The 21698-nt window shown below is 64.8% G+C and carries 18 protein-coding genes; 10 read left to right on the top strand and 8 right to left on the bottom strand.

The genetic code is table 11. The features are described from left to right. The first annotated feature begins 7 nt into the window (after window positions 1-7). Window positions 8-2266: an ABC transporter ATP-binding protein gene (locus tag F3J19_RS11685; protein WP_167041082.1), complete on the top strand. Its 2259-nt coding sequence runs from the start codon at window positions 8-10 to the stop codon at window positions 2264-2266. 566 nt (window positions 2267-2832) lie between these two features. Then, entirely contained in the window at window positions 2833-3303 is a 471-nt protein-coding gene (locus F3J19_RS11680; protein ID WP_167041080.1) for a hypothetical protein, read from the top strand. Window positions 3304-3403: 100 nt separating this feature from the next. Here the strand turns inward: F3J19_RS11680 and F3J19_RS11675 are convergent, their stop codons facing one another. Next, entirely contained in the window at window positions 3404-4249 is an 846-nt protein-coding gene (locus F3J19_RS11675; RefSeq protein WP_167041078.1) for an aldo/keto reductase, read from the bottom strand. Between the two features lie 312 nt (window positions 4250-4561). Here F3J19_RS11675 and F3J19_RS11670 point away from each other — a divergent pair, with 312 nt between their 5' ends. Beyond that, complete coding sequence (locus F3J19_RS11670) at window positions 4562-5308, top strand: GntR family transcriptional regulator (protein ID WP_167041076.1); 747 nt, start codon at window positions 4562-4564, stop codon at window positions 5306-5308. Window positions 5309-5651: 343 nt separating this feature from the next. Here the strand turns inward: F3J19_RS11670 and F3J19_RS11665 are convergent, their stop codons facing one another. After that, window positions 5652-7049, bottom strand: a complete 1398-nt coding sequence (locus tag F3J19_RS11665; protein ID WP_167041074.1) for a CoA transferase — start codon at window positions 7047-7049, stop codon at window positions 5652-5654. 126 nt (window positions 7050-7175) lie between these two features. On the opposite strand from F3J19_RS11665, the gene F3J19_RS11660 reads away from it, so the two are divergent. Beyond that, the gene (locus F3J19_RS11660) at window positions 7176-8411 is read left to right on the top strand and encodes a citrate synthase family protein (RefSeq protein WP_167041073.1); all 1236 of its coding nucleotides are present in this window, start codon (window positions 7176-7178) and stop codon (window positions 8409-8411) included. A gap of 150 nt (window positions 8412-8561) precedes the next feature. On the opposite strand, the gene F3J19_RS11655 is transcribed toward F3J19_RS11660, so the two are convergent. Next, window positions 8562-8867 carry a DUF2917 domain-containing protein gene (locus F3J19_RS11655; protein WP_167041071.1) on the bottom strand — a complete coding sequence of 102 codons (306 nt, stop codon included), beginning with the start codon at window positions 8865-8867 and terminating at the stop codon, window positions 8562-8564. 180 nt (window positions 8868-9047) lie between these two features. Here F3J19_RS11655 and F3J19_RS11650 point away from each other — a divergent pair, with 180 nt between their 5' ends. From F3J19_RS11650 to F3J19_RS11640, 3 genes are all read left to right on the top strand, one after another. Next, window positions 9048-10466, top strand: a complete 1419-nt coding sequence (locus F3J19_RS11650; RefSeq protein ID WP_167041069.1) for a PLP-dependent aminotransferase family protein — start codon at window positions 9048-9050, stop codon at window positions 10464-10466. Window positions 10467-10586: 120 nt separating this feature from the next. After that, complete coding sequence (gene mdtD, locus F3J19_RS11645) at window positions 10587-12041, top strand: multidrug transporter subunit MdtD (protein ID WP_205192755.1); 1455 nt, start codon at window positions 10587-10589, stop codon at window positions 12039-12041. Between the two features lie 341 nt (window positions 12042-12382). Continuing rightward, window positions 12383-13657 (top strand): EAL domain-containing protein, encoded by a 1275-nt coding sequence (locus tag F3J19_RS11640; RefSeq protein WP_167041263.1) that lies wholly within the window; start codon window positions 12383-12385, stop codon window positions 13655-13657. On the opposite strand, the gene F3J19_RS11635 is transcribed toward F3J19_RS11640, so the two are convergent. Beyond that, entirely contained in the window at window positions 13613-14659 is a 1047-nt protein-coding gene (locus F3J19_RS11635) for a sigma-70 family RNA polymerase sigma factor (protein ID WP_167041260.1), read from the bottom strand. The genes F3J19_RS11640 and F3J19_RS11635 overlap by 45 nt on opposite strands. 268 nt (window positions 14660-14927) lie before the next feature. On the opposite strand from F3J19_RS11635, the gene clpP reads away from it, so the two are divergent. Both clpP and F3J19_RS11625 read left to right on the top strand, forming a co-directional pair. Beyond that, a complete protein-coding gene (clpP, locus tag F3J19_RS11630) occupies window positions 14928-15578 on the top strand; it encodes an ATP-dependent Clp endopeptidase proteolytic subunit ClpP (protein ID WP_167041064.1) in 651 nt (216 codons plus the stop codon). 152 nt (window positions 15579-15730) lie between these two features. Continuing rightward, on the top strand, window positions 15731-17197 hold the full coding sequence (locus F3J19_RS11625) for an NYN domain-containing protein (RefSeq protein ID WP_167041054.1): 1467 nt from the start codon (window positions 15731-15733) through the stop codon (window positions 17195-17197). Between the two features lie 149 nt (window positions 17198-17346). On the opposite strand, the gene F3J19_RS11620 is transcribed toward F3J19_RS11625, so the two are convergent. Continuing rightward, complete coding sequence (locus F3J19_RS11620) at window positions 17347-17577, bottom strand: hypothetical protein (protein ID WP_167041051.1); 231 nt, start codon at window positions 17575-17577, stop codon at window positions 17347-17349. Between the two features lie 40 nt (window positions 17578-17617). Beyond that, window positions 17618-18169 (bottom strand): glycine zipper family protein, encoded by a 552-nt coding sequence (locus tag F3J19_RS11615; RefSeq protein WP_167041048.1) that lies wholly within the window; start codon window positions 18167-18169, stop codon window positions 17618-17620. A 276-nt stretch (window positions 18170-18445) separates the two neighbouring features. Here F3J19_RS11615 and F3J19_RS11610 point away from each other — a divergent pair, with 276 nt between their 5' ends. Beyond that, window positions 18446-18706: a hypothetical protein gene (locus F3J19_RS11610; protein WP_167041046.1), complete on the top strand. Its 261-nt coding sequence runs from the start codon at window positions 18446-18448 to the stop codon at window positions 18704-18706. 351 nt (window positions 18707-19057) lie between these two features. On the opposite strand, the gene sodB is transcribed toward F3J19_RS11610, so the two are convergent. Further along, a complete protein-coding gene (gene sodB, locus F3J19_RS11605) occupies window positions 19058-19636 on the bottom strand; it encodes a superoxide dismutase [Fe] (RefSeq protein WP_167041043.1) in 579 nt (192 codons plus the stop codon). Window positions 19637-19855: 219 nt separating this feature from the next. Beyond that, on the bottom strand, window positions 19856-21235 hold the full coding sequence (xseA, locus tag F3J19_RS11600) for an exodeoxyribonuclease VII large subunit (protein WP_167041040.1): 1380 nt from the start codon (window positions 21233-21235) through the stop codon (window positions 19856-19858). Window positions 21236-21698: the final 463 nt, after the last annotated feature.

Raw genomic sequence — 21698 nt, 5'->3', positions numbered from 1 at the left:
ACGAGCGATGAGCGCACAGCCCTCTTCCTCTGCCGCGTTCGCGGCCTTCGACGTGTTGAAGAGCGAGCGCACCGATGCGCTGACCCTCGTCGGCCTGACGGTCGCGTACCGCGTGCGCGGGCGCGATCGCGAGGTGCTGCAGGACGTCTCGTTGCGCGTGCGGCGCGGCGAAGCGTATGGACTCGTCGGCGAGTCGGGCTGCGGCAAGTCCACGGTCGCGCTGGCAACGCTGCGCTATCTGCCGCGCAACGGCAAGGTGAAGGCGGGCAAGATCGCGATCGCCGGCGAGGACGTGCAGAAGCTCGGCGCCGAGGCGCTGCGCGGCATGCGCGCGACGACGGTCTCGATGGTCTATCAGGACCCGGGGCGCGCGTTGAATCCCTCGCTGACGATCGCGCGGCAGGTCTCCGAAGCATTCGAAACAGCGGGCGCCACACGCGACGAAGCACGGCAACGCACGCTCGAAATGTTGAAGCGCGTGCACATCGCGGCGCCCGAGCGCGTGATGGACAGCTATCCTCATCAATTGTCGGGCGGCATGCAGCAGCGCGTCGTGATTGCGATGGCGCTCGCGTCGAACCCCGCGCTGCTGATTCTCGACGAACCGACCACCGGGCTCGATGCAACTGTCGAAGCCGAGGTGCTCGATCTCGTCGCGCAACTGCGCAAGGAACTCGGCACCGCGGTGCTGTTCATCAGCCACAACCTCGCGGTGATCGGGCGCATGTGCGAGCGCGTCGGCGTGCTGTACGCGGGCAAGCTCGTCGAGGAAGGCGCGACGCGCGACATCTTCACGCGGCCGCGCCATCCGTACACGGTCGGGCTGCTGCGCTGTCTGCCGACGCCCGGGCGCAGCAAGGACAGCGAGCGGCTCGATACGATCGCGGGCAACCTGCCCGCGCCGGGTTCGGTCACGCAGGGCTGCATCTACGCGGAGCGCTGCCGTCTCGCCGACGAACGTTGCCGCCGCGAAGCGCCGCCGCCTTACCGGCTTGGCGCCGCGCATGGCGATCAGATGGCGCGTTGCCACTATCACGAGCGGGCGATCGAATTGCCGCGGACGGTGGCGGATGGGGAGACGGGGTTGGCCGACGGGTTGACTGCTGCGTCATCGAACGCGCCATCTAATGCGCCGCCGGCTGCCCCACGTACGGTAAGCGATGCGCGGCAACGCGAACCCTCGTCCACCGTGCTGCGCGCGCGCAATCTGTCGAAGACGTTCCACGTTGCCGGCGTGCCGCTGCGCGCCGTCGACGACGTTTCGCTCGACCTCGCGAGCGGCGAAACGCTCGGGCTCGTCGGCGAATCGGGTAGCGGCAAGACGACGCTCGCGAAGCTGATGCTCGGCCTGCTCACGCCCGACGCGGGCAGCGTGCTCGAACTCGACGGCGCACCGCTCGCCGCACGCGTCACGCGCCGCGGCGGCGAGCAACTGAAGTCGCTGCAGATCGTGTTCCAGAATCCGGACTCGGCGCTCAATCGCGCGCATTCGGTGAAGCGGCTGCTCGGCCGAGCGCTCACGCGCCTGAGCGCGCTGCGCGGCCCCGCGCTCGACGCGCGGCTCGCCGCGTTGACGGCCGCCGTGCGCTTGCCGGAGCGCTATCTCGACGCGCGCTCGCGGCAGTTGTCGGGCGGGCTCAAGCAGCGTGTCGCGATTGCGCGCGCGTTTGCCGGCGAGCCGCGTGTCCTCGTCTGCGACGAGCCGACCTCGTCGCTCGACGTATCGGTGCAAGCCGCGATCCTGAACCTGCTTGCCGACCTGCAGCGCGAGCGCGACGTCAGCTACGTGTTCATCTCGCACGATCTGCACGTGGTGCGCTATGTGTCGGATCGCATCGCGGTGCTCTATCTCGGCCGCCTGCTCGAGATCGGACCGGCCGCCGCGGTGTTCGACGGAGCGCAGCATCCGTACACCGAGGCGCTGCTGTCGGCGGTGCCGACGCTGCGCGACCAGGATGAGCGTGACGGCCGGCAATGGCCGAAGCCGGCGCGCATCCGGCTGTCCGGCGAACTGCCGGGGGCGGGTGCGATGCCGTCGGGCTGCATTTTTCACACGCGCTGTCCACGCAAGCTCGGCGCGATCTGCGAGGAGCAGGACCCGCCGTTTCTCGATGCCGGCAACGACGCGGATAAAACCCGCGCGCATCTGATCCGCTGTCATATTCCACCGGAGACGTTGCGTGCGTTGCAGAGCACGGCGCGCGATGACGGCGCGGGCAAGATGGCGGACGCGGACGATTCCGGCGACGCCGTGCCCAACGCCTGACGGCCCGGCATTCAACGTCCGGTAGCGCTGCCAATCGGTTCACGGTTCACTCGCTCCCGTGGCCCAGCTCCGTTGCCTGACCGGCCTCGCACAGCGCCACATCGAAGCCGCCGCGAGTAACGACGGCAACGCGAGAGTTCCGGCAGGTCGGGGGCCGACAACAGCCGGGGCAATCGCGAAAACAATGGCGAAAGCAAAGGCAGCGCCGCCAATGACAACGGCGGCGTGAACGCGTACCCGCCATCGCCCAGTCTCAGACCGGGCTCACGCGCCCTACCCGCCGGCGGCATGTACCGGCATACTGTCCGCTATCCGCCGGCAACGGCGGTGACGTCCCGATCCCCCGGTCGCGCGTCACCGATCGAGGCCGGTCGGAGCGGCCCACCCGCCTTCGGCACGAGCGCCGACGAAAACGCGGCAGAGCGCGCGCCGGCAAGCGCCGGCGCGTCGCGCGAACCGCGCCGCAGGCGGCGGAAACACCACCCCCATTGCGTGCGAGTGTTATGGAACCAATCCGAGACGATCACCTCATATCAGATTCAACGTTCGATATGAGGGCCCACAACATGCAACGAAACGTCCCCCCTTCCGCGACACGCGCGGCCGCCGCCGTGCTGATGGTTGCCGCGCTGGGCCTCGCATCGCTCGCCAACGCGCAAACGCCGGCGGCCAAGCCGGCGCAACCGCTGCAGCAAACCCTGTCGCAAGCCGCGCCGCCGGTCGATCCGACGTTCTCGGCTTACTCGCTCCTGCAAACCTGCAAGCAGCGCAACGACAATGTCGCGGAAGCGCAGTGCGTCGGCGCGATCCGCGGCATCATTCACGGCTACCAGTACGGCGTGCTGTTCCTCAGCCAGCGCGCCCCGCTGCCGGCCAACGAAACGCAACGCGTCTCGCTGTGCCTGCGCGACGTGCCGGTGTCGTCGATCGTCGACGACTTCGTCGCGGACGCCGCCCAGGTCGACGACTCCCTCAAGCACACCCCCGCCGAAGTCGCGGTGCTCGGTTCCGTGCACCTGCACCACGCCTGCACCTGAGCGCATCGGTAACGTCAGGCTCCGCCGGCCGGGTCACCGGCATCGTTCATGAAGCGCACCGCCGTCTCGGCGGCGGCCGCGCTTGAGCCTGCGTCGGCCCTCACAGCATTTCGAGCGGACGCTTGCTGCGCGGCGGTTTGAAGTACGCGTCGAGCGCGGCGAGTTCACCGGCTTCCAGCTTCAGTTGCGAGGCGCGATGGTTGTCGCGCACATGCTCGACGCGCGCGGCCTTCGGAATCGCGCAAATGCCGGGCTTGCCCAGCACCCACGCCAGCGCCACCTGAAACACCGAGATGCCGCGCGCGTCGGCGATGTCGTCGAGCGGCGAGCGCTTCGGCAAACGCGCATGATCGACCGGGCTGTAGGCCATCGCCGGCATCCCGCGCGCGGCGAGCCACGGCAGCAGATCGAATTCCGGCCCGCGGCGCGCGACGTTGTAGAGAACCTGATTGGTCGCGCAGGCATCGCCGCCGGACGCCGCGACGAGTTCGTCCATGTCGTCGGTGTCGAAGTTGCTCACGCCCCAGTGACGGATCTTGCCCGCGCGACGCAGCGCCTCGAACGCATCGACGGTTTCGGCGAGCGGCACCGAGCCGCGCCAGTGCAGCAGATACAGATCGAGCCGATCCGTTTTCAGACGCTTGAGGCTTTGCTCGCAGGCGGCGATCACGCCGCGCCGGCTCGCGTTGTGCGGATACACCTTGCTGACGAGGAACACCTTGTCGCGCAAGCCGGCCAGCGCTTCGGCGAGCAGCGACTCGGTCGCGCCGTCGCCGTACATTTCGGCCGTGTCGATCAGCGTCATGCCGAGTTCGATGCCGCAGCGCAGCGCCGCGATTTCCGCCGCGCGCTGCGCCGGCCTCTCGCCCATTTCCCACGTGCCCTGCCCCAACGCCGGAATGCGCTCGCCGCCTGGCAGGCTTACGCTCGCGATATCGCTCGTCATGCTGACTCCTCGAAGTGGCTCGATTCAATGCGGTTCAATACCGTTCAATACGGTTCAATGCGTTTCATGCGATGCGACGCACGGCCCGGTCCGGCACCGTGCGCGAAATAGCGCCAACCGGCGCAATGCGGCTTGAGGCGCCGGAATACATCGGAACGCCACGGGGTGCATCGGGACGCGACGCATGCCGCAAAAGCTTAGCGACGAGTTTAGCGGCTCGGCGGCCTCGCGGCGGTGCGCCAGGCAAAAGCCCGCTATAACGCGGCGCGCCGATGTTCTAGAATTGCCGCTTGCCTATCTCGCGTGAGCCCCATGACCTCTGCCTCGGAAGACCGCTGGCGCGACCTGCGCCCGGACCCGGAAAACGACACGCCGCTCTATCTGCAGCTCGCCCGCAAGCTCGGCAGCGCGATTCACGAAAACCGCTGGAACGCCGGCGAGGCGCTGCCTTCGGAGCGCGTGCTGTCGGAGGCGCTCGGCGTCTCGCGCATCACGTCGCGCAAGGCGATCGCGCTGCTCGTCGAGCAGGGTTTGATCCGCCGCACCCAGGGCGCGGGCAGCTTCATCACGCCGCGCTACGAAGATCCTTTGTCGCGGCTGTCGAGCTTCAGCGAAATGCTGCGGCGGCGCGGCTTCACGCCGAGTTCGAAGTGGCTGTCGCGCGAAATCTCGCCGGCCAATCGCGATGAAGTGATCCAGCTCGGGCTGTCGCCGGCCGCGGCGGTGACGCGGCTGCGGCGGCTGCGGCTTGCCGACGGCATCGTGATGGCAGTCGAGAACTCCACGTTTCCGGCGGCGGTCATTCCCGATCCTCAGGCGATCGGCGATTCGCTGTACTCGTATCTGGAGAGTCGTGGGCTGACGATCGTGCGCGCGCTGCAGCATTTTCGGGCGGTGAACGCGAGCGAGGAAATCGCGCAGCAGATGAGCATCGCGCCCAACGAGGCGCTGCTGCTGATTACGCGCGTCGGTTATACGGCGGATCAACGGGCGATCGAGTTGACCGATACGTATTGCCGGAACGATTACTACGATTTTGTCGCGGAGTTGAGGAAGTAGGGGTGGAGATGCGAGGTGCCGTGATGTGTGGTCGCGGTGCATTCGTCTGTCTTGTGCGGCGGGATGCTGAGCGGTTGCGGTTGCGGTTGCGGTTGCGGTTGCGGTTGTGATGTGGCGTAGCCTTGGCGCTACGCCTGTCTCGCCTCGCGAGTCGACATGCGCCAGCGGTAACGCTAAAAACGCGGGCGTCTCCTCTCGCCCGTTCCGGGGGCGGCCTGTTGCGCGTGCGGCCGATCGAGCCCGATTGCGAATTGCCGTGTCGCGACGCAATCACTCAGGTGTGGTCGGACAAGAAGTCGAGCAGCCAACCCGTTGCCGCGATACGTCGCACACGCACCCGGCGCTACGCCCATCTCGCCTCATGCGCGCCGATACGCGCTGGCGGCAATGCATAAAACGCGGGCGTCTCCGCCAACTCTTCCGCCGGCTGCACACCAAGCACGCGGCCGAATTCCGACTGCACGCTCGCGACGCAATCACCTATCTCGTCGAGCGCGACCTCGGGCGCCTGCTGTCCATCGGGTAGCAGCCCGAACGACTGAAGCCAGCGCCCTGTCTGCGCAAGCGACACCTTCACGTGCCAGCTGCCGCCTTCGCTGGCTCGCCGCGCGAGCGCGACCATCGCGCCGAACGCCGCCAGATAGCCGGTTGCGTGATCGAGCGCCTGACACGGCAGATGCCGCGGCTCGGCGCTGCCCGCTGCGGCGCGCTCGTGCCACGCGATGCCGCTCGCCGACTGCACGAGGCTATCGAAACCGCGCCGCTGCGCCCACGGCCCCGTATGCCCGTACGCGCACACCGACACATAGACGATGCCGGGCCGCAGCCGCGCCAGTTCCGGAGGACCGAAGCCGCGCGCGGCGAGCGCGCCCGGGCGATACGCCTGCAGGAACACGTCGGCATCGCGCGCGAGTCCGCCCAGCGTCTCGCAGCCGGCCGCGTCGCGCAGATCGACGACGGCCGAGCGCTTGCCGCGACCGTTGTCGATCACGAGCGGCGCGATGTTCGGCAGATGCGGCCCGTTGATCATCAGCACGTCCGCGCCGTGATGCGCGAGCGCGCGTCCAGCCACCGGTCCCGCGATGATGCGCGACAGGTCCAGCACGCGCACGCCCGCGAGCGGCCGGTCAAGCCCGCTCCCGACACGGCGCGGCGGCTCGGCCGGCGCATCGCCGATGCGCTCGATCTCGAACAGCGGCAAGCCCGCGATCGCCCGCGCCTGTTCGAGCGCGGCCCATTCTTCCGGCGTGCGAATCAACGCGGCGCACAGGCCCTCGTCGGCCAGCGTTTGATCGAGCGTCGCGCCGTCCCAATTGCGAATCGCGGCGGCCACCGGCTCGCGCCCGTTCTCGCAACCGAGCACCCGCAGCACGCCCTGCAAGTGATGCGCGAAGTTCGTGTGCAACTGGACCCAGCGGCCATCGCGCGTTTCGTAGAACCCCGTCACCGGATCGCGCAGCACGGGCGGCGGCCCGTCGTCGATACGCAGATAGCGTTCGCTGCGAAACGCCGCGAGCGCGCGCCGCATCTGCACAGCCACGTGTTGCCTGCGGCCGCTGCGCAAGCGCCAATACTCGGCCGCGGCAAGGCCGGTCGCCGCGATCGTCGCCGAAGCGAGGCTGCCGACGCGGTAGACCGACGGCAGGCCCGGGTCCGCGCCGCTCAGCGCAACGGAATGCAGGGTAACCGGATCGCATCCGGCAAGCGTCCAGATATGTTTGAGAGCAAGTTCGGGCGTCATGGCATGGGGCGCGTTCGGCGCGCTGACGGAAATGAAGTGACCCGAGTCTAGAATTCCGCCTTGCCGCAATCAATCTTGATTATGATAATCAATATATATTGATTTCTTCGGTTTCCACACGTTTTCATGCCAGCCCAGACTTTCCTCACCGCCGCCGAAGCGGCCGCAATGCTCGACATCAGCCTGCCCACGCTGTATGCGTACGTGAGCCGCGGCATGCTCGGCTCGTCGCCGGACGCGCAAGGCCGGCACCGCCTCTACGATGCCGCCGAAGTACGCCGCCTCGCGCGCCGCAAGGCCGACGGCAAGCGTGCGGGCAAGGTCGCACAGAAGGTGCTGGACTGGGGCGTGCCGGTGCTCGAATCGTCGATCACGCTGGTCGCAGACGGGCGTCTTCTGTATCGCGGACACGATGCGATGGAGCTCGCGCGCAGCGCATCGCTCGAAGACGTCGCGGCGCTGCTGTGGGAATGCAGCGCGCGGCGCATCGCCAACGCGCCGGCCGTGCCGCTCGCGCCCGCGCAATGGGGCGCGTGGCTCAAACTGTGGAGCGACAGCACGCCGCTCGATCGCGCGCTCGTGCTGCTGCCGGCCGCCGCGGCGCAGATGCCGCGTGTGTGGGCGCTCGGCCGCGACGCGCAACTCGACACCGCATGCGCCGTCATGCGGCTGCTGGCTGCGGCGATGCTGCCGGCGGCGCCGTCGAACGAACCGCTACACCGGCAACTCGCCGCCGCGTGGCAGGTCCGCAACCGGCAACAGAGCGCACTGCTGCGCGCGGCGCTGGTCGCCTGTGCGGATCACGAACTCAACGCGTCGACGTTTACGGTCCGCTGCATCACCTCGACGGGGACGCACCTGTTCGGCGCGGTGGCGGGCGGACTCGCGGCGCTGGCCGGTCCGCGTCACGGCGGGGAAACGGTGCGCATCGCCGCACTGCTCGAAGAAGCGGCGCGCGCGCCCGATCTGGACCGCTACCTCGCGAACCGTCTCGCGCATTCCGAACAAGGCGCGCAGGGTCCGCTGCTGTCGGGCTTCGGTCATCCGCTTTATCCAGATGGCGATCCGCGCGCGCAATTACTGTTGACGATGCTCGCCGACCGTGCGCCCAGCCGCTCATCGCTCGACAATGTGCTGAGGCTCGCGCGCGCGGTGCGCGACACGACCGGCGCCGAGCCGACTGTCGATTTTGCATTGGCCGCGATCGAGCGGGTGCTCGGCTTGCCGGCCGGCGCGGCGTTCACGTTATTCGCGGTCGGGCGCGTGGTCGGCTGGATTGCTCATGCGATGGAACAGGCACGCGACGGACGGTTGATCCGGCCGCGCGCACGGTATATCGGGGAATATGAGGTGGACAGGTGATTCGCGGCGATGGGTGCATGGGCTGCTGAGCTGGAGCACGCGGCGAGACCCAGGTGCGGATGCGCCGATCCCCTCGTCTCTTGAGGCTCCGCGCGCTACCACGAACGGGCATGGGCTAAACGCGCGCCAACCACCGCTCGTGGAACGGCTTCAGACCACGCTCGGGCGGCGTGCCAGCCAGGCCAGCATCGGCCGGCCGAATAGTGGCTTCGGCACCGCGTGCTCAGAACCGCTCGCGAGCGCAAAACGCGCCCCCGCCTGCCCGGCGCTGATCCACGCGACCGCGCCGCGCGGCAGTTCGATCGACTCGCCCATCGCCAGCCAGTGATCCTCGTGCTCGCCCTCGACTGTCAACCAGACCTCGCCCGAGATCACCTTGAATATCGACGGACGCGCGACACGCCAGGCCGCCGCGGGCTCGCCATGTTCGAGTTCGAAAATCCGGACTTCACGCATCGCCGTTCTCCTAAAAAAACTTTTCTGTTGTACCGATTATTGACGTGCGATGATCGGAGACCCATGCACAGTTCCGAACACTTTCATCGGAACTGTTCAGTTAAAAAACCGGACAGTTGGCCTGATTGGCTCGACGTGAGTGGCAATTTCGGCTCGCCGGCCCGCGGAGGAGACCACGGTATGAAGCTCGATATCCAGCTCGATCGGGACAACGGCGTGCCGCTAACCGAACAGATCGTCGCGGGCGTCACCGCCTGGATTCGCTCGCGCAACGCGCACCCCGGTTCGAAATTGCCGTCGATTCGCCAGTTCGCCGCCGACTTCGGCGTAAGCCGCTTTCCGGTAATCGAGGCTTACGACCGGCTGGTGTCGCTCGGCTATGTCGACTCGCGTCACGGCTCCGGCTTCTACGTCGCCAATCGTCAACCGGCGAGCACGCTCTGCACAGGCGCCTCGGACCCACGCCGCGCCGAGGATGAATCGGACCACCTGCTGCAGCAGTTCAGCCATCCGGGCGAAACGCTGAAGCTCGGCAGCGGCTTTATTCCGGAAAGCTGGCGCGATATGGACGGCATCGCCCAGGCGATCCGCCACGTGTCGCGCACCGATCCGGCGAGCATGGTCGATTACGCGACACCGCTCGGCAACCCGCTCCTGCGCGAGCATCTGCGCACCCGCATCGCGCAGTTGGGCATCCACGCCGAAGTGTCGCAAATTCTCATCACCAACGGCGCGAGCCAGGCGTTCGATCTGCTGATGCGCTACATGCTGAAGGCCGGCGATACGATCTTTGTCGAAGACCCCGGCTACTACAACCTGTACGGCCTGCTGAAGCTGCATGGCGTCAGGCTGGTCGGCATTGCCCGCGTCCACAACGGACTCGATCTCGACGCGATGGAAGCGCAGCTCAAGCTGCACCGGCCGAAGCTACTGCTGATCAACACCGTGTTCCATAACCCGACCGGCACCACGGTAGCGCCGCAGGTCGCGTTCCGGCTCCTGCAAATGGCGCGCGAGCATCGCTTCGCGATTATCGAAGACGATATCTACGCCGACTTCCAGACCGATCCCAGCGACCGCCTCGCCACGCTCGATCAGCTCGAACAGGTGATTTACGTGGGCGGACTGTCGAAGACACTGTCGTCGTCGCTGCGAATCGGCTGCGTGGTGGCAAGCCACGCGATCATCAAGGACCTCGTCGATATCAAGATGCTGACGAGCATCGGCGGCTCGCGCTTTGCCGAAGCGGTCGCGGTATCGATGCTGGAGCGCGGCGCGTATCGTAAATACCTCGAACGTCTGCGCCGCCAGATGCGCGACGCGCTCGGCTCGACTATCCAGACGCTCGAGGACGCCGGCTGGGAAATTTTCGAGAAACCGGCGGGCGGCAAATTCGTCTGGGCACGCGTGCCGCACGTCGCCAACGCCGAGCGGCTCGTGGAATGCGGCGCCCCGTTCGGGGTGACGGTCGCGCCGGGCCACCACTTCCGGCCAAACCAGGAGCCGAGCCCGTGGACGCGGATTCATGTGGCATTCGGAAACGATCCGCGCGCGTTGGCGTTTTTCCGCGCGGCCGCGAAGCTGACGCCGGACGACTGAAGGCAGGGCAGGCAAGCCGCCCCATGCACCCGCCCCCGTAAATGGCTGCGCCAGGCCACGCTTTTCCATAAAATAGCGACTCCCAGCCCGTCCCTGCGTGCCAAGCCGCCCTCCATGCCCATGACGCCGACTCCGCCCGCCCTCGCCAGCGACACGGCCCCGACCCCTTCGGCCCGTTCGCTCACCGTCATGCTGTGGCTCGTCGCCACCGGCTTCTTCATGCAGACGCTCGACTCGACGATCGTCAACACCGCGCTCCCCGCGATGGCGACAAGCCTCGGCGAGTTGCCGCTGCGCATGCAATCGGTGGTGATCGCCTATTCGTTGACGATGGCGGTGATGATTCCCGTGTCCGGCTGGCTCGCCGACAAGCTCGGCACGCGCCGCGTGTTCTTCAGCGCGATCCTCGTGTTCGCGGTCGGCTCGCTGCTGTGCGCGAACGCGCATACGCTGAATCAACTGGTGATCTACCGCGTTCTGCAGGGCGTGGGCGGCGCGATGCTGCTGCCAGTGGGACGACTCGCCGTGCTGCGCACTTTTCCGGCGGAACGCTACCTGCCGGCGTTGTCGTTCGTGGCGATTCCAGGCCTGATCGGGCCGCTGATCGGGCCAACGCTTGGAGGCTGGCTCGTCAAGATCGCATCGTGGCACTGGATCTTTCTGATCAACGTGCCGGTCGGCATCGTGGGCTGCATTGCGACGTTTATCTTCATGCCGGATAGTCGCAACGAAGACACCGGCAAGTTCGATATACAGGGTTACCTGTTTCTGATTGTCGGCATGGTGGCGATTTCTTTCGCGCTCGACGGCCGTACCGAATTCGGCATTCAGCACGCCACGGTGCTGGTTCTGCTGATTCTGAGCCTCGCCTGCTTCGTCGCCTATGGTTTGCACGCGGTGCGCGAGCCGGCGCCAATCTTCCCGCTCGATCTGTTCAAGATCCACACTTTCAGCGTCGGCCTGCTCGGCAACCTGTTCGCGCGGATCGGCAGCGGCTCGATGCCCTACCTGATTCCCCTGTTGCTGCAGGTGAGTCTCGGCTATAGCGCCTTCGAAGCCGGCCTCATGATGCTGCCCGTCGCGGCTGCGGGCATGGTATCCAAGCGTCTCGTGACGAAGCTGATTGTCAGGTACAGCTACCGAAGCGTGCTGATGACCAACACAATCCTGGTCGGCCTGATGATGGCAAGTTTTGCGCTCACGAGCGCGAGTCAGCCACTGTGGCTGCGGCTCGTGCAACTCGCGATTTTCGGCGGCGTCAACTCCATGCAGTTCACCGCAATGAATACGTTGACGCTGAAGGACCTCGGCACTGGCGGCGCAAGCAGTGGCAACAGCCTGTTCTCGCTGGTACAGATGCTCTCGATGAGCCTCGGCGTAACGGTGGCCGGCGCGTTGCTCGCGACCTTCACCGGCATCATGCAGCGCGTGACCGCAGCCAATTCGCTGCCCGCGTTTCATGCCACGTTCCTCTGCGTCGGCATCATTACCGCTTGTTCGTCATGGATCTTCGCGCAGTTGGCGCCGGACATTCGCACTCCCGCGAAAAAAACCGATCCGTCAGAACGGGCCTGATCGTTGAACTGAACGCTGGACCGGGCGCGAGGCCGATCGCCGGACCCGTTGCGACGAGGTAAAGCGCCTTCTCGAGTGGCCCGCGGCACGGGCCATCGACGAGCGCTGCCGACCTGCAACAGGGCGCGCCGCGCACCAGCGAAGTGCGAATCATCGCCTTCACGCTTGAGCGGGCGCACAATTGTGGCCTCGAAGGTCGAGTCGGAGCATGGTGGCTGGACGCCCACGCAGTGTTTGTGCACGCGCATAGTTCTTGCTGGCCTATCCTGTAAACTTTCGTATCTGCGCGTGCGAACTCGTGCCGAGCCTGCAAGCGCCGCCACTTCCACACGACTGACATGATGAGCATGATCGAACTCGATCCTCCCGGCTTTCAGCCACCCCGCCCGATGGCCGGCGACGAAGGCTCCCGGCGTACCGTTCTGTATGGCGGATACACCGTTTTCAGTGTGTTTCAGCCCGTTTTTTCGGTGTCGCACCGACGTGCAATCGGGTATCACGCCTCGCTGCGCGCTCACGACGAACATGCTCAGCACGTGCCCTCCCACGAAGTTTTCACGCAAGCCGCGCGCCGCGGCGACCTGCTTGAACTCGGGCGCCTGGCTGAGTCGCTGCATCTCGGCAATTTCAACGCGTTCGACAGTCACGACGAATGGCTCTTCCTGAGTCTGCATCCGGCCGCGCTGATGGACACCAGCTACGGTGACGCGCTGCTTGCCAGCCTGAAAACACTTGGTTTGCCGCCGCAACGCGTGGTGCTCGAAGTGCCCGAGCAGGCGGGCGGTGAAACCACGCGCTTTACCGAAATCATCGACGTACTGCGTAAATCCGGCTTCCTGATTGCGCTCGACGGCTTCGGCGTGAAGCATTCGAATATCGACCGCGTGTGGAATCTGCGACCGGACATCGTCACACTCGACCGCTGCATCCTCGCGCAAGCCAGCGAACACTCGCATATCGAACGCGTACTGCCGGGCCTCGTCTCGCTGCTGCACGAATCGGGGCAACTGGTGCTGATGGGCGGCCTGAGCACCAAGCGTGATGCCCTGATCGCGCTGGAATGCAACGTGGACTTCGTCCAGGGCGCTTTTTTCGCGGGCCCAAGTGTCGAACCGGTCAAGCCGCAAGCCGCAGCAGGCCTCATGGATACGCTCTCCGCCGCGCTGCGCCAACGGGTTGCAACGCGCGAGAAGGCGCAGTCCGAGCGGCTCGCGCCCTATGCCGCCGCGCTGGAGACGGCCGCCGCGCAATTGGTTGCCGGAGAGTCGCTCGACGAAGCCACCGCGCCGCTGCTCGCACTTGACGAAACGGCTCGCTGCTTCGTGCTGGACGGTTCGGGCCGGCAGATTGGCGACAACGTGTTGCCACCGGGCCGCACGTCGCAACGCGCCAAGCGCTTCCGCCCGCTGCTGCATTCGGAAGGCGCAAGCTGGGAGCGACGCCCGTACTTTATTCAGGCGATGCGTCAACCCGGTCAGGTGCATCTGACGCCGCCGTATCTGTCGATCAACGAAGCGCACCTGTGCGTCACTGCCTCGATTGCTGCCCATACGCCACACGGCACGCAGGTGCTATGCGTCGACATCAATTGGGAAATTGCGGCTCACCGGAGCTAAAGCCCCCGGACGCTGCTGAATCCGGGCAAGCAGTTCCTTGACCGCCTCCCGGCCCAGCATACGGTTAGCGGCCTCCAGACGCGCGGCGCTGGTCACGATGCGCAACGAGACGATCCTCGCCGAACTGTCCGTTGCGCCGTCCGTCAGCACGTCGATGACTCCAACGACGTCGCCCTCGCAGAACAGCGCGATACACACGGCCCCTTGCATCGATACCACCTCGGCATTGGTCGCCTGCTGCGCGAGCGAGGTTATCGCGTTCATCCAGTCGGTGGGCGCCGGCTCGCCTGCACGCACGGGTTCACGCGCCGGTGCCGGAACTGGCTCGCTCAGCGCGGCATGCACAGGCGCATTCTGCGGAACGCACAAGGGGGCGTCGCTCATCACTTCAGGCGCGTCGCTAAAGAGCCGCAGCAGACCCGCCCGGTCCTGCATTTCCAGCGCCACGCGCAAACGCTCGACGATCTGCCCATGCAACGCCGGATCGTGCCGCTTGAGCGGTGCGCCGGCACGTTGTAGCCGCGCCTTGGCCCGATGGACGATCTGCCGGCAAGCGGTCGGTGTGCGTTCGAGAATCGAGGCGATCTCCGCATAGTCGCAATCGAAGGCTTCGTGCAGCACGAACGCTGCGCGCTCCTCCGGCTTCAGATGTTCGAGCAGCAGCATCACGCCATATGACATGTCTGCCGTGCGTAGCGCCAGTTCCTCCGCGGATGGCGCGACTTCGTCGAGCCACGGCTCCGGCAGCCAGCCGGTGGTTTGCGATGCGCGCTCCCGCTGCACCTGCCGAAAGCGGTCAATCGCCATGCGCGTGGTCAGCGTGGTGAGCCAAGCGACCGGTGTTTGCACCGCTTGCGTATCGGCCAGATGCCATTTGAGCCAAGCGTCCTGCACCAGGTCTTCCGCTTCCGCCCGACTGCCCAGCATCCGGTACGCGAGCGCGAGCAGACGGGCGCGCGCGGCCTCGAAACTGGATGCCTTGTCGATTCCCTGTTCCGTCATGCGTGACCTCCAGTTCGTGCGTGGTGAAAAAGTGTGCCTGCGGCGTTGCGAGGGACGTTCGCCATCGCCGGTATTCCTTGCTTGACGTCCGGGCGCTCGACGATGTGACAGCGGCATACAAAAAAATTCCTGTCACACGGCGGGTCGCCGCTTCGTCATATGAGCAACAACCGGTGCATGAAGCGCGCGGTTTCCAAACCAGCGTCGCCCACGCATCTACTCACCACTGGCGCCACCCATGTGTCACGTCACGCGTAACGAGGACTCCATGCCTTCCAGCCCCCCATCCGCTTCCAGTCTCGTGCCAACGGTAATCGAACAGTCCGGCCGCGGCGAACGCGCGTACGATATTTACTCCCGTCTGCTGCGCGAGCGCATTGTGTTTCTGGTCGGGCCGGTGAACGAGCAATCGGCCAGTCTGATCGTCGCGCAGTTGCTGTTTCTGGAATCCGAGAACCCTGACAAGGATATTTCTTTTTACATCAACTCGCCGGGCGGTTCGGTGTACGACGGTCTCGCGATTTACGACACGATGCAGTTCATCAAGCCCGCGGTCTCGACCCTGTGCACGGGCTTCACCGCAAGCATGGGAACGTTCCTGCTCACTGCGGGGCAACGTGGCAAGCGGTACGCGCTGCCGAACGCGCGCATCATGATTCACCAGCCGTCCGGCGGCGGCCAGGGCACCGCGGCGGACATCGAGATTCAGGCAAAGGAGGTGCTGTATTCGCGCGCGCGCCTCAACGCGATGATGGCGGAACGCACTGGCCGCAGCATCGAAGAAATCGCGCGCGACACCGACCGTGACAACTTCATGTCGGCACTCGAGGCGAGGCAATATGGATTAATCGATGAAGTGCTGGAAACTCGCGGGCCAAGGCATGCGCAGAGCGGCACGACTCAGAGCGAAAACATTTAGCGGGACTGATTGGTAACGGCCGTTTGTAGCGACCCAAAGCGCTTTTTTTACCCGAATCGGTGCGACCAGACCACAAAAGCTGCCCACCTTCGCTGGAATCGCTATCATGTCGCGATTCGTCGACTGCGACGATCGCTTCAATGGAGAGATACATGGCGTCATCCAACGAAAACGTCAGCATGGCGCTATTTTGCGACTTCGAAAATGTCGCGCTCGGCGTGCGCGACGCGAAGTACGACAAATTCGACATCAAGCTGGTGCTCGAACGCCTGCTGCTCAAAGGCAGCATCGTCGTCAAGAAAGCCTATTGCGACTGGGACCGCTACAAGAGTTTCAAAGGAGCGATGCACGAAGCCAATTTCGAATTGATCGAGATCCCGCACGTGCGTCAATCGGGCAAGAATTCCGCGGACATCCGGCTCGTGGTCGACGCACTCGATCTCTGCTACACGAAATCGCACGTCAATACGTTCGTCATCATCAGCGGCGATTCGGATTTTTCGCCATTGGTGTCGAAGCTGCGCGAGAACGCCAAACAGGTGATCGGCGTCGGTGTGCAGCAGTCCACATCGGATCTGCTGATTGCCAATTGCGACGAGTTCTTTTTTTACGACGACCTCGTGCGTGAAAGCCAGCGCTCCGTCGCAAGACGTGAATCGTCGCGCCCGCAGCAGAGTGCTCAGCAGACCGCCAAACGCGCGCCCGATGAGGACAAAGCCCGACCTAAGGAAGATCTGGAAAAACGCCGCAGCAAGGCGGTCGAAATTGCGGTGCAAACCTTCGATGCGCTCGCTTCCGAACGAGGCGACAGCGGCAAGATCTGGGCGTCCGTGCTGAAAAACGCCATCAAGCGGCGCAAACCGGATTTCAACGAGACGTACTACGGTTTTCGCGCTTTCGGCAATCTGCTGGAAGAAGCACAGGCACGTGGGCTGCTTGAATTCGGCCGCGATGAGAAGTCGGGCGCGTACGTGTATCGAAGCGCCGCAGCGACTGTCGCGGGGGAAACCGTGAGCGAGGCGGTTGAAGCTGAGCCGGCTGAGCACTCCTATAAGGCGCAGACGGCGGAAACCAACACTGGCGAACCGGGTGGCAAGCACGAATCACGTCGCAAAGACCGCAACAAACGCAAAACGGGTCGCGGCCAGCAAGAAGTTGTTTCTGAGGAATCCGCTGCGGTCGGGCCGGCCGTCACCGAGTTGGTGATCCTCACCGAGCCGCAGGAAGACAAGACGCATGAGCAGCTGCGGTCCGCCAACGAGTTCGTGGCAATCGCGGCAATGCAGCCCGAAACGCCCTCAGTAGCATCGGAACACGCGAGCACGGAATCTGTCACTGGCGGCGAAAGCACTCCGGAAGACGAAGGTGACCAACCCGAACGTCCACAGAACGCGAAAAAACGCGCGTCACGCAAGACAACTGCGAAGAAGGTGAAGAAGAGCACGCCGCGACCGATCGACGAGGTGCCCGAGATCGCCGCACCGACCGAGACCTCTGCGTCGCCGGGAAGCGAGGGAGAAGCGCCTGTGGCTGCGAGGAAAACGGCTCGCAAGACAACAGCACGCGGCCGTCGTCCGCGTAAGGCAACAACGGCGGACAAGCCGGAGAGCACGGAATAAACCACCACGGCATATCCGCTCCCAGTCGCTGAGCAGGTACACGGTTTGCCATGCACGCGTCCGCGTACCCGCTCGTACCACCCAAAGTGCCCGCCCTGCCCTGCGTATCGAATCACGACGGCCGAAAGGCTCAACGACCCAATAACCCGTCAAAAGGCAATAACCTTGCCAGTCATGCAGGACCGCAAAACAATATCGCCTGACATACCGCGATATGTCAGGCGATAGCTCACCGCGATCCCATCCAAGCCCACGGCCTTCGCCAGGAACTCGCCGACCTCATTTCGCACGTTTCCGCCAGCAATAAAATCTTTACGGCAACCGGCAAACCCGCTCACCTGCTCGAAAAGACCCGACCTCCCGGCAACGCTGAACACCAAGGCCCATCCACACAGATTGACCGCCCATGGGCTCCGATGCTCAATAGTACGGATAAGGCGAATACATGACCGGAGGCGGCGCGTAATAAGGACGAGGCGCGACATACACCGGTTGCGGCGCTGCATAGTACGGCTGCGGTTGCGCAATCGTGTCGCCCTTGGAGGTCATGCATTGAGCGTACGCCGCGTCATAACTCGCCTGCAGACCGGCCGCCGAATACTGGGCGCTATTCGCGCCGTTCGCGCCGCCGATCAGCAAGCCACTGCCCGCGCCGATCGCCGCTCCAGCACCGGCATTGCCCGCCGCCGCGCCAAGCAGCGCGCCGATCGCCGCGCCGCCAAGCGTGCCCAGCGCCGCGCTGTTCACGCCATTCGTCGTAGCAGCCTGCGCCGCGCCGGATGGATTGATTGAGCGATTCGCGTAATCACGGCATGCGTAGTCGTCCTGCTGGAACTGCTGGAGCGGTTGGCCGCTACGCGGCAGCGCGACCACGCTAGGACCGCTCGGTGGTACCACGGCGCAACCGCCGAGTACGAGTGCGATAACGGCCGCCGGGATGGCCAGGCCGATCGATTTATTGTTGGAAGTCATGGTAGTGCACTTCAGGAAATTGGAATTCAAACGTTAGGCTAATCGCCAAATTCCGTGGTTACTGCTTCGTTACAGAAAGTTTTTCGCCGCGCCACGCCGGTTGGGTGTGCGCATCGCGAAAACACGATGATCGCGCGCGTCATGGCAGGTAATGCTTGTAAGCGCATCGGCAATCAAATTATGCGGGGCACCGGCCTACACTCGCGTCAAACGAACCCCGCCGCACGCTCGCACGGCAACGCGGTCACCCATCGTGTCGAAACAAAGGATACCTCAATGAACCGGCTCATTCTTGCCGCGAGCGCAGCTTGCGTCGCATGGGCGGCGCCCGCCTTCGCCCAGTCCACGCCGGGCGCGCCTGATAGCGCGCCTCAGCAACCAGCCACGACGTTTTCAAGTGCCGCCATTGCGCAGAATTTTCAATACATCAATCATCCGCCGCCACCGCCCGCGCCAGCCAGTTCGGTAACGTCGACGGGTAGCGGCCGGGGTCATCGGCATCGGCAGATGTCGGGCAGCTCCGATTCGGGCGGCTAAAAAACCGCTAACAGGCGGCTGGCAAGCACCTCGTTAACAGCGCGCGGCTCAACGCAACGCAAGCGCTTCTCCGCGTCCATTTCACGTCGTCAGCACAAAACCGCGGTTACCAACTGTAACCATGTTCTACGCAAAAACAGCGGAAAAGACACACGCCGGCAACATAACAGGACGTGCCGATTCAGCCGTTGTCGAAGCAGAACCCCAAACCACGCCGCAAAAAAACAGAAAGCCCTCGCACAGGAGGGCTTTCTTGATTCGCTACCGCGCTCATCGCAACCGCGACAGTCAGTTTTGACTATCGCGATCTTCGTGCCACGAAAGCACGGCAGATCACGGCAACCGGCAATCTCACGCGAAGTTTTTCGCTGCGAAGTCCCAGTTGGCGATGTTCCAGAATGCTTCGACGAACTTCGGACGCGCGTTACGATAGTCGATGTAGTAAGCGTGTTCCCACACGTCGATCGTCAGCAGCGGCTTTGCGTCGGTGGTGAGCGGCGTTGCGGCGTTGCTGGTCGACACGAGGTCGAGCGAACCGTCAGCCTTCTTCACGAGCCATGCCCAGCCCGAGCCGAACGTGCCGACTGCGGTCTTCGTGAATTCTTCCTTGAACTTGTCGAACGACCCCCACTTCGCGTTGATCGCGTCAGCGAGCGCACCGGTCGGCGCACCGCCACCTTGCGGCGACAGGCTGTTCCAGAAAAACGTGTGATTCCAGATTTGCGCCGAGTTGTTGAAGATGCCGCCCGACGACTTCTTGACGATCTCTTCGAGCGACAGGTTTTCGAACTCCGTGCCCTTGATCAGATTGTTCAGGTTGGTCACATAGGTCTGGTGATGCTTGCCATAGTGAAACTCGAGCGTCTCTTCCGACATATGCGGTGCGAGCGCGTTTTTCGCGAACGGCAGCGGCGGGAGCGTATGTTCCATGGTGCTTTCCTTCTGTCTGTATCTGTTGTGGGGGGAGTCTGCGGATGACGCTATCGAGCACTCGATTGTAGGCGAGTTGGAATAACCCCGCAAACCAACGGACTTTATGCCGGGCATGCCGAAGATGCCGCGCGCAAAGCCTTCTCAGCGAATGCGCACGGCGCGTGCCTGCTTTCCGGAAAGCAAAAAAAGATGCGACACGCGCCCATGGGTGAAACATCAGAAGCCATCGTCAAGACGCGCCTGCACATCGGCGAGCGCGATGTCGGCCGAGCCTTCGGCGAGATGCATCGTCAAACGCCGCCCCGGTTTCAACGAAGACGGTGCGCGAATCGCGCGGCCGCTCTGCGCGTCGAGCACGGCCGCATAACCGCGTTCGAGCGTGCGCTGCGGGCTCAGCACTTCGAGCCGCGCGGCGAGCGTATCGATCCGCGCAAGCTGACGTTCATGCTGGCGTAACCATGCCATGTGCAAACGTTGCGCGAGATTGCCAAGCCGCACGCGCTCGGCCGCGAGATCGGGACGCCAGCGCTGCCAGCGCATCTGCAACAGCGAAAACCGCGCGCGCGCATCGCGCACCGGACGCGCACCCGCCGACGCAAGCCTCGCGCTCAACTGCCGCAGATGCACGCGCTGCCGCGCAAGCCGTTCGGCCGGCGACACAAGCCGGCGCGAGAGCCAGTCGAGCTGCTGCGCGCGCCGCTCCATCATGCGGCCGAACGCGCGCGCGAGCGTCGCATGCCGATGATCGAGTTCGCGCAGCAGCAGCACGCGCTGCGGACTCACGAGTTCGGCGGCACCGGTCGGCGTCGGCGCGCGCACGTCGGCGGCGAAATCGGCAATCGTGAAATCGGTTTCGTGACCGACCCCGCTCACGACGGGAATCACGCTTTCCGCGATCGCGCGCGCGAGCACTTCTTCGTTGAAGGCCCACAGGTCTTCGATCGACCCGCCGCCGCGGCACACGATCAGCACGTCGACCTCGCGCCGCGCGCCGGCCGCCTCGACCATCGCGGCAAGCTTCGCGCTGACGCCCGCGCCCTGCACCGGCGCCGGATAAACGATCACCGGAATATGCGGCGCGCGGCGCGACAGCGTGGTCAGCACGTCGCGCAGCGCGGCGGCCTGCAACGACGTGACGATGCCGATCGCGCGCGGATGCGCCGGCAACGCGCGCTTGCGTTCGGCCGCAAAGAGGCCCTCGGCTTCGAGCTGCGCCTTCAGCCGCAAAAACGCTTCGTAGAGACGCCCCTGGCCCGTGCGGCGCACCGCTTCCACGTTCAGTTGCAACTCGCCGCGCGGCTCGTACATCGTGACGAGCGCGCGCACCTCGATACGGTCGCCTTCACGCGGCGTGAATTCGGCGTACTGCGCGCGGCCGCGGAACATCACACAGCGCATTTGCGCCTGCGCGTCCTTGATCGAGAAATACCAATGACCGCTCGCGGCGCGCGTGAAATTTGACACTTCGCCCGCCACCCAGACCAGCGGAAACGAGCGTTCGAGCATCGTGCCGATCGCACGATTGAGCGCGGACACGGCAACGACGACCTCGCCGCCGGGCATCGCCGGCGAGGAAAAGGGGCTTTCGGAATTCATGCGAGGAATAAGTAGGACTGGCCGGACAGACGATAGACCGAGCGGCCATCGGCGTCCAGCCTGATCGCCAAACTGTTAAAAGTGTCCACATGGCGGGAATGGCCTGACGAATTCCGCCAGAACCCTCTTCACAACATGTGAATTCGAGGCATGCTATTGATTTATATGGCGTTTATATCTCAATAAAGACCGGGCAGGCCGATCCGGAGCGCACGGAGCGGCGCTTTCCACGAATCGGCAGGCTGGTTCTCCACAAAGTTATCCACAGGCTGCGGATCGCGGCAGAAGACGTGAGCAGACGCTTAACACGCGCCGCGCGACTTGCCGGGCGGGATGCCCGCGCGCTAGAGTGGCGGGTTCGGCGGCATGCCGAACCCGCCGCGAACGCGGCGATGCCGGCCGTCGCGGCGTGCCGTCACGACACGACACGACAGACGCCGCTTGCCGCCACGTCATTTTTCGC

The sequence above is a fragment of the Burkholderia sp. Ax-1724 genome (assembly GCF_011752995.1).
Classification (GTDB): domain Bacteria; phylum Pseudomonadota; class Gammaproteobacteria; order Burkholderiales; family Burkholderiaceae; genus Paraburkholderia.
Note: the sequence above shows the minus strand (reverse complement) of the source record. Positions and strands in the feature narration are given on the sequence as shown.

Coding starts and splice junctions, on each gene's coding strand:
- F3J19_RS11685 (WP_167041082.1), top strand. CDS start 8: ATGAGCGCACAGCCCTCTTCCTCTGCCGCGTTCGCGGCCTTCGACGTG.
- F3J19_RS11655 (WP_167041071.1), bottom strand. CDS start 8,867: ATGCGTGAAGTCCGGATTTTCGAACTCGAACATGGCGAGCCCGCGGCG.
- F3J19_RS11680 (WP_167041080.1), top strand. CDS start 2,833: ATGCAACGAAACGTCCCCCCTTCCGCGACACGCGCGGCCGCCGCCGTG.
- F3J19_RS11670 (WP_167041076.1), top strand. CDS start 4,562: ATGACCTCTGCCTCGGAAGACCGCTGGCGCGACCTGCGCCCGGACCCG.
- F3J19_RS11675 (WP_167041078.1), bottom strand. CDS start 4,249: ATGACGAGCGATATCGCGAGCGTAAGCCTGCCAGGCGGCGAGCGCATT.
- F3J19_RS11640 (WP_167041263.1), top strand. CDS start 12,383: ATGAGCATGATCGAACTCGATCCTCCCGGCTTTCAGCCACCCCGCCCG.
- clpP (WP_167041064.1), top strand. CDS start 14,928: ATGCCTTCCAGCCCCCCATCCGCTTCCAGTCTCGTGCCAACGGTAATC.
- F3J19_RS11650 (WP_167041069.1), top strand. CDS start 9,048: ATGAAGCTCGATATCCAGCTCGATCGGGACAACGGCGTGCCGCTAACC.
- F3J19_RS11635 (WP_167041260.1), bottom strand. CDS start 14,659: ATGACGGAACAGGGAATCGACAAGGCATCCAGTTTCGAGGCCGCGCGC.
- F3J19_RS11625 (WP_167041054.1), top strand. CDS start 15,731: ATGGCGTCATCCAACGAAAACGTCAGCATGGCGCTATTTTGCGACTTC.
- F3J19_RS11610 (WP_167041046.1), top strand. CDS start 18,446: ATGAACCGGCTCATTCTTGCCGCGAGCGCAGCTTGCGTCGCATGGGCG.
- F3J19_RS11660 (WP_167041073.1), top strand. CDS start 7,176: ATGCCAGCCCAGACTTTCCTCACCGCCGCCGAAGCGGCCGCAATGCTC.
- F3J19_RS11615 (WP_167041048.1), bottom strand. CDS start 18,169: ATGACTTCCAACAATAAATCGATCGGCCTGGCCATCCCGGCGGCCGTT.
- xseA (WP_167041040.1), bottom strand. CDS start 21,235: ATGAATTCCGAAAGCCCCTTTTCCTCGCCGGCGATGCCCGGCGGCGAG.
- sodB (WP_167041043.1), bottom strand. CDS start 19,636: ATGGAACATACGCTCCCGCCGCTGCCGTTCGCGAAAAACGCGCTCGCA.
- F3J19_RS11665 (WP_167041074.1), bottom strand. CDS start 7,049: ATGACGCCCGAACTTGCTCTCAAACATATCTGGACGCTTGCCGGATGC.
- mdtD (WP_205192755.1), top strand. CDS start 10,587: ATGACGCCGACTCCGCCCGCCCTCGCCAGCGACACGGCCCCGACCCCT.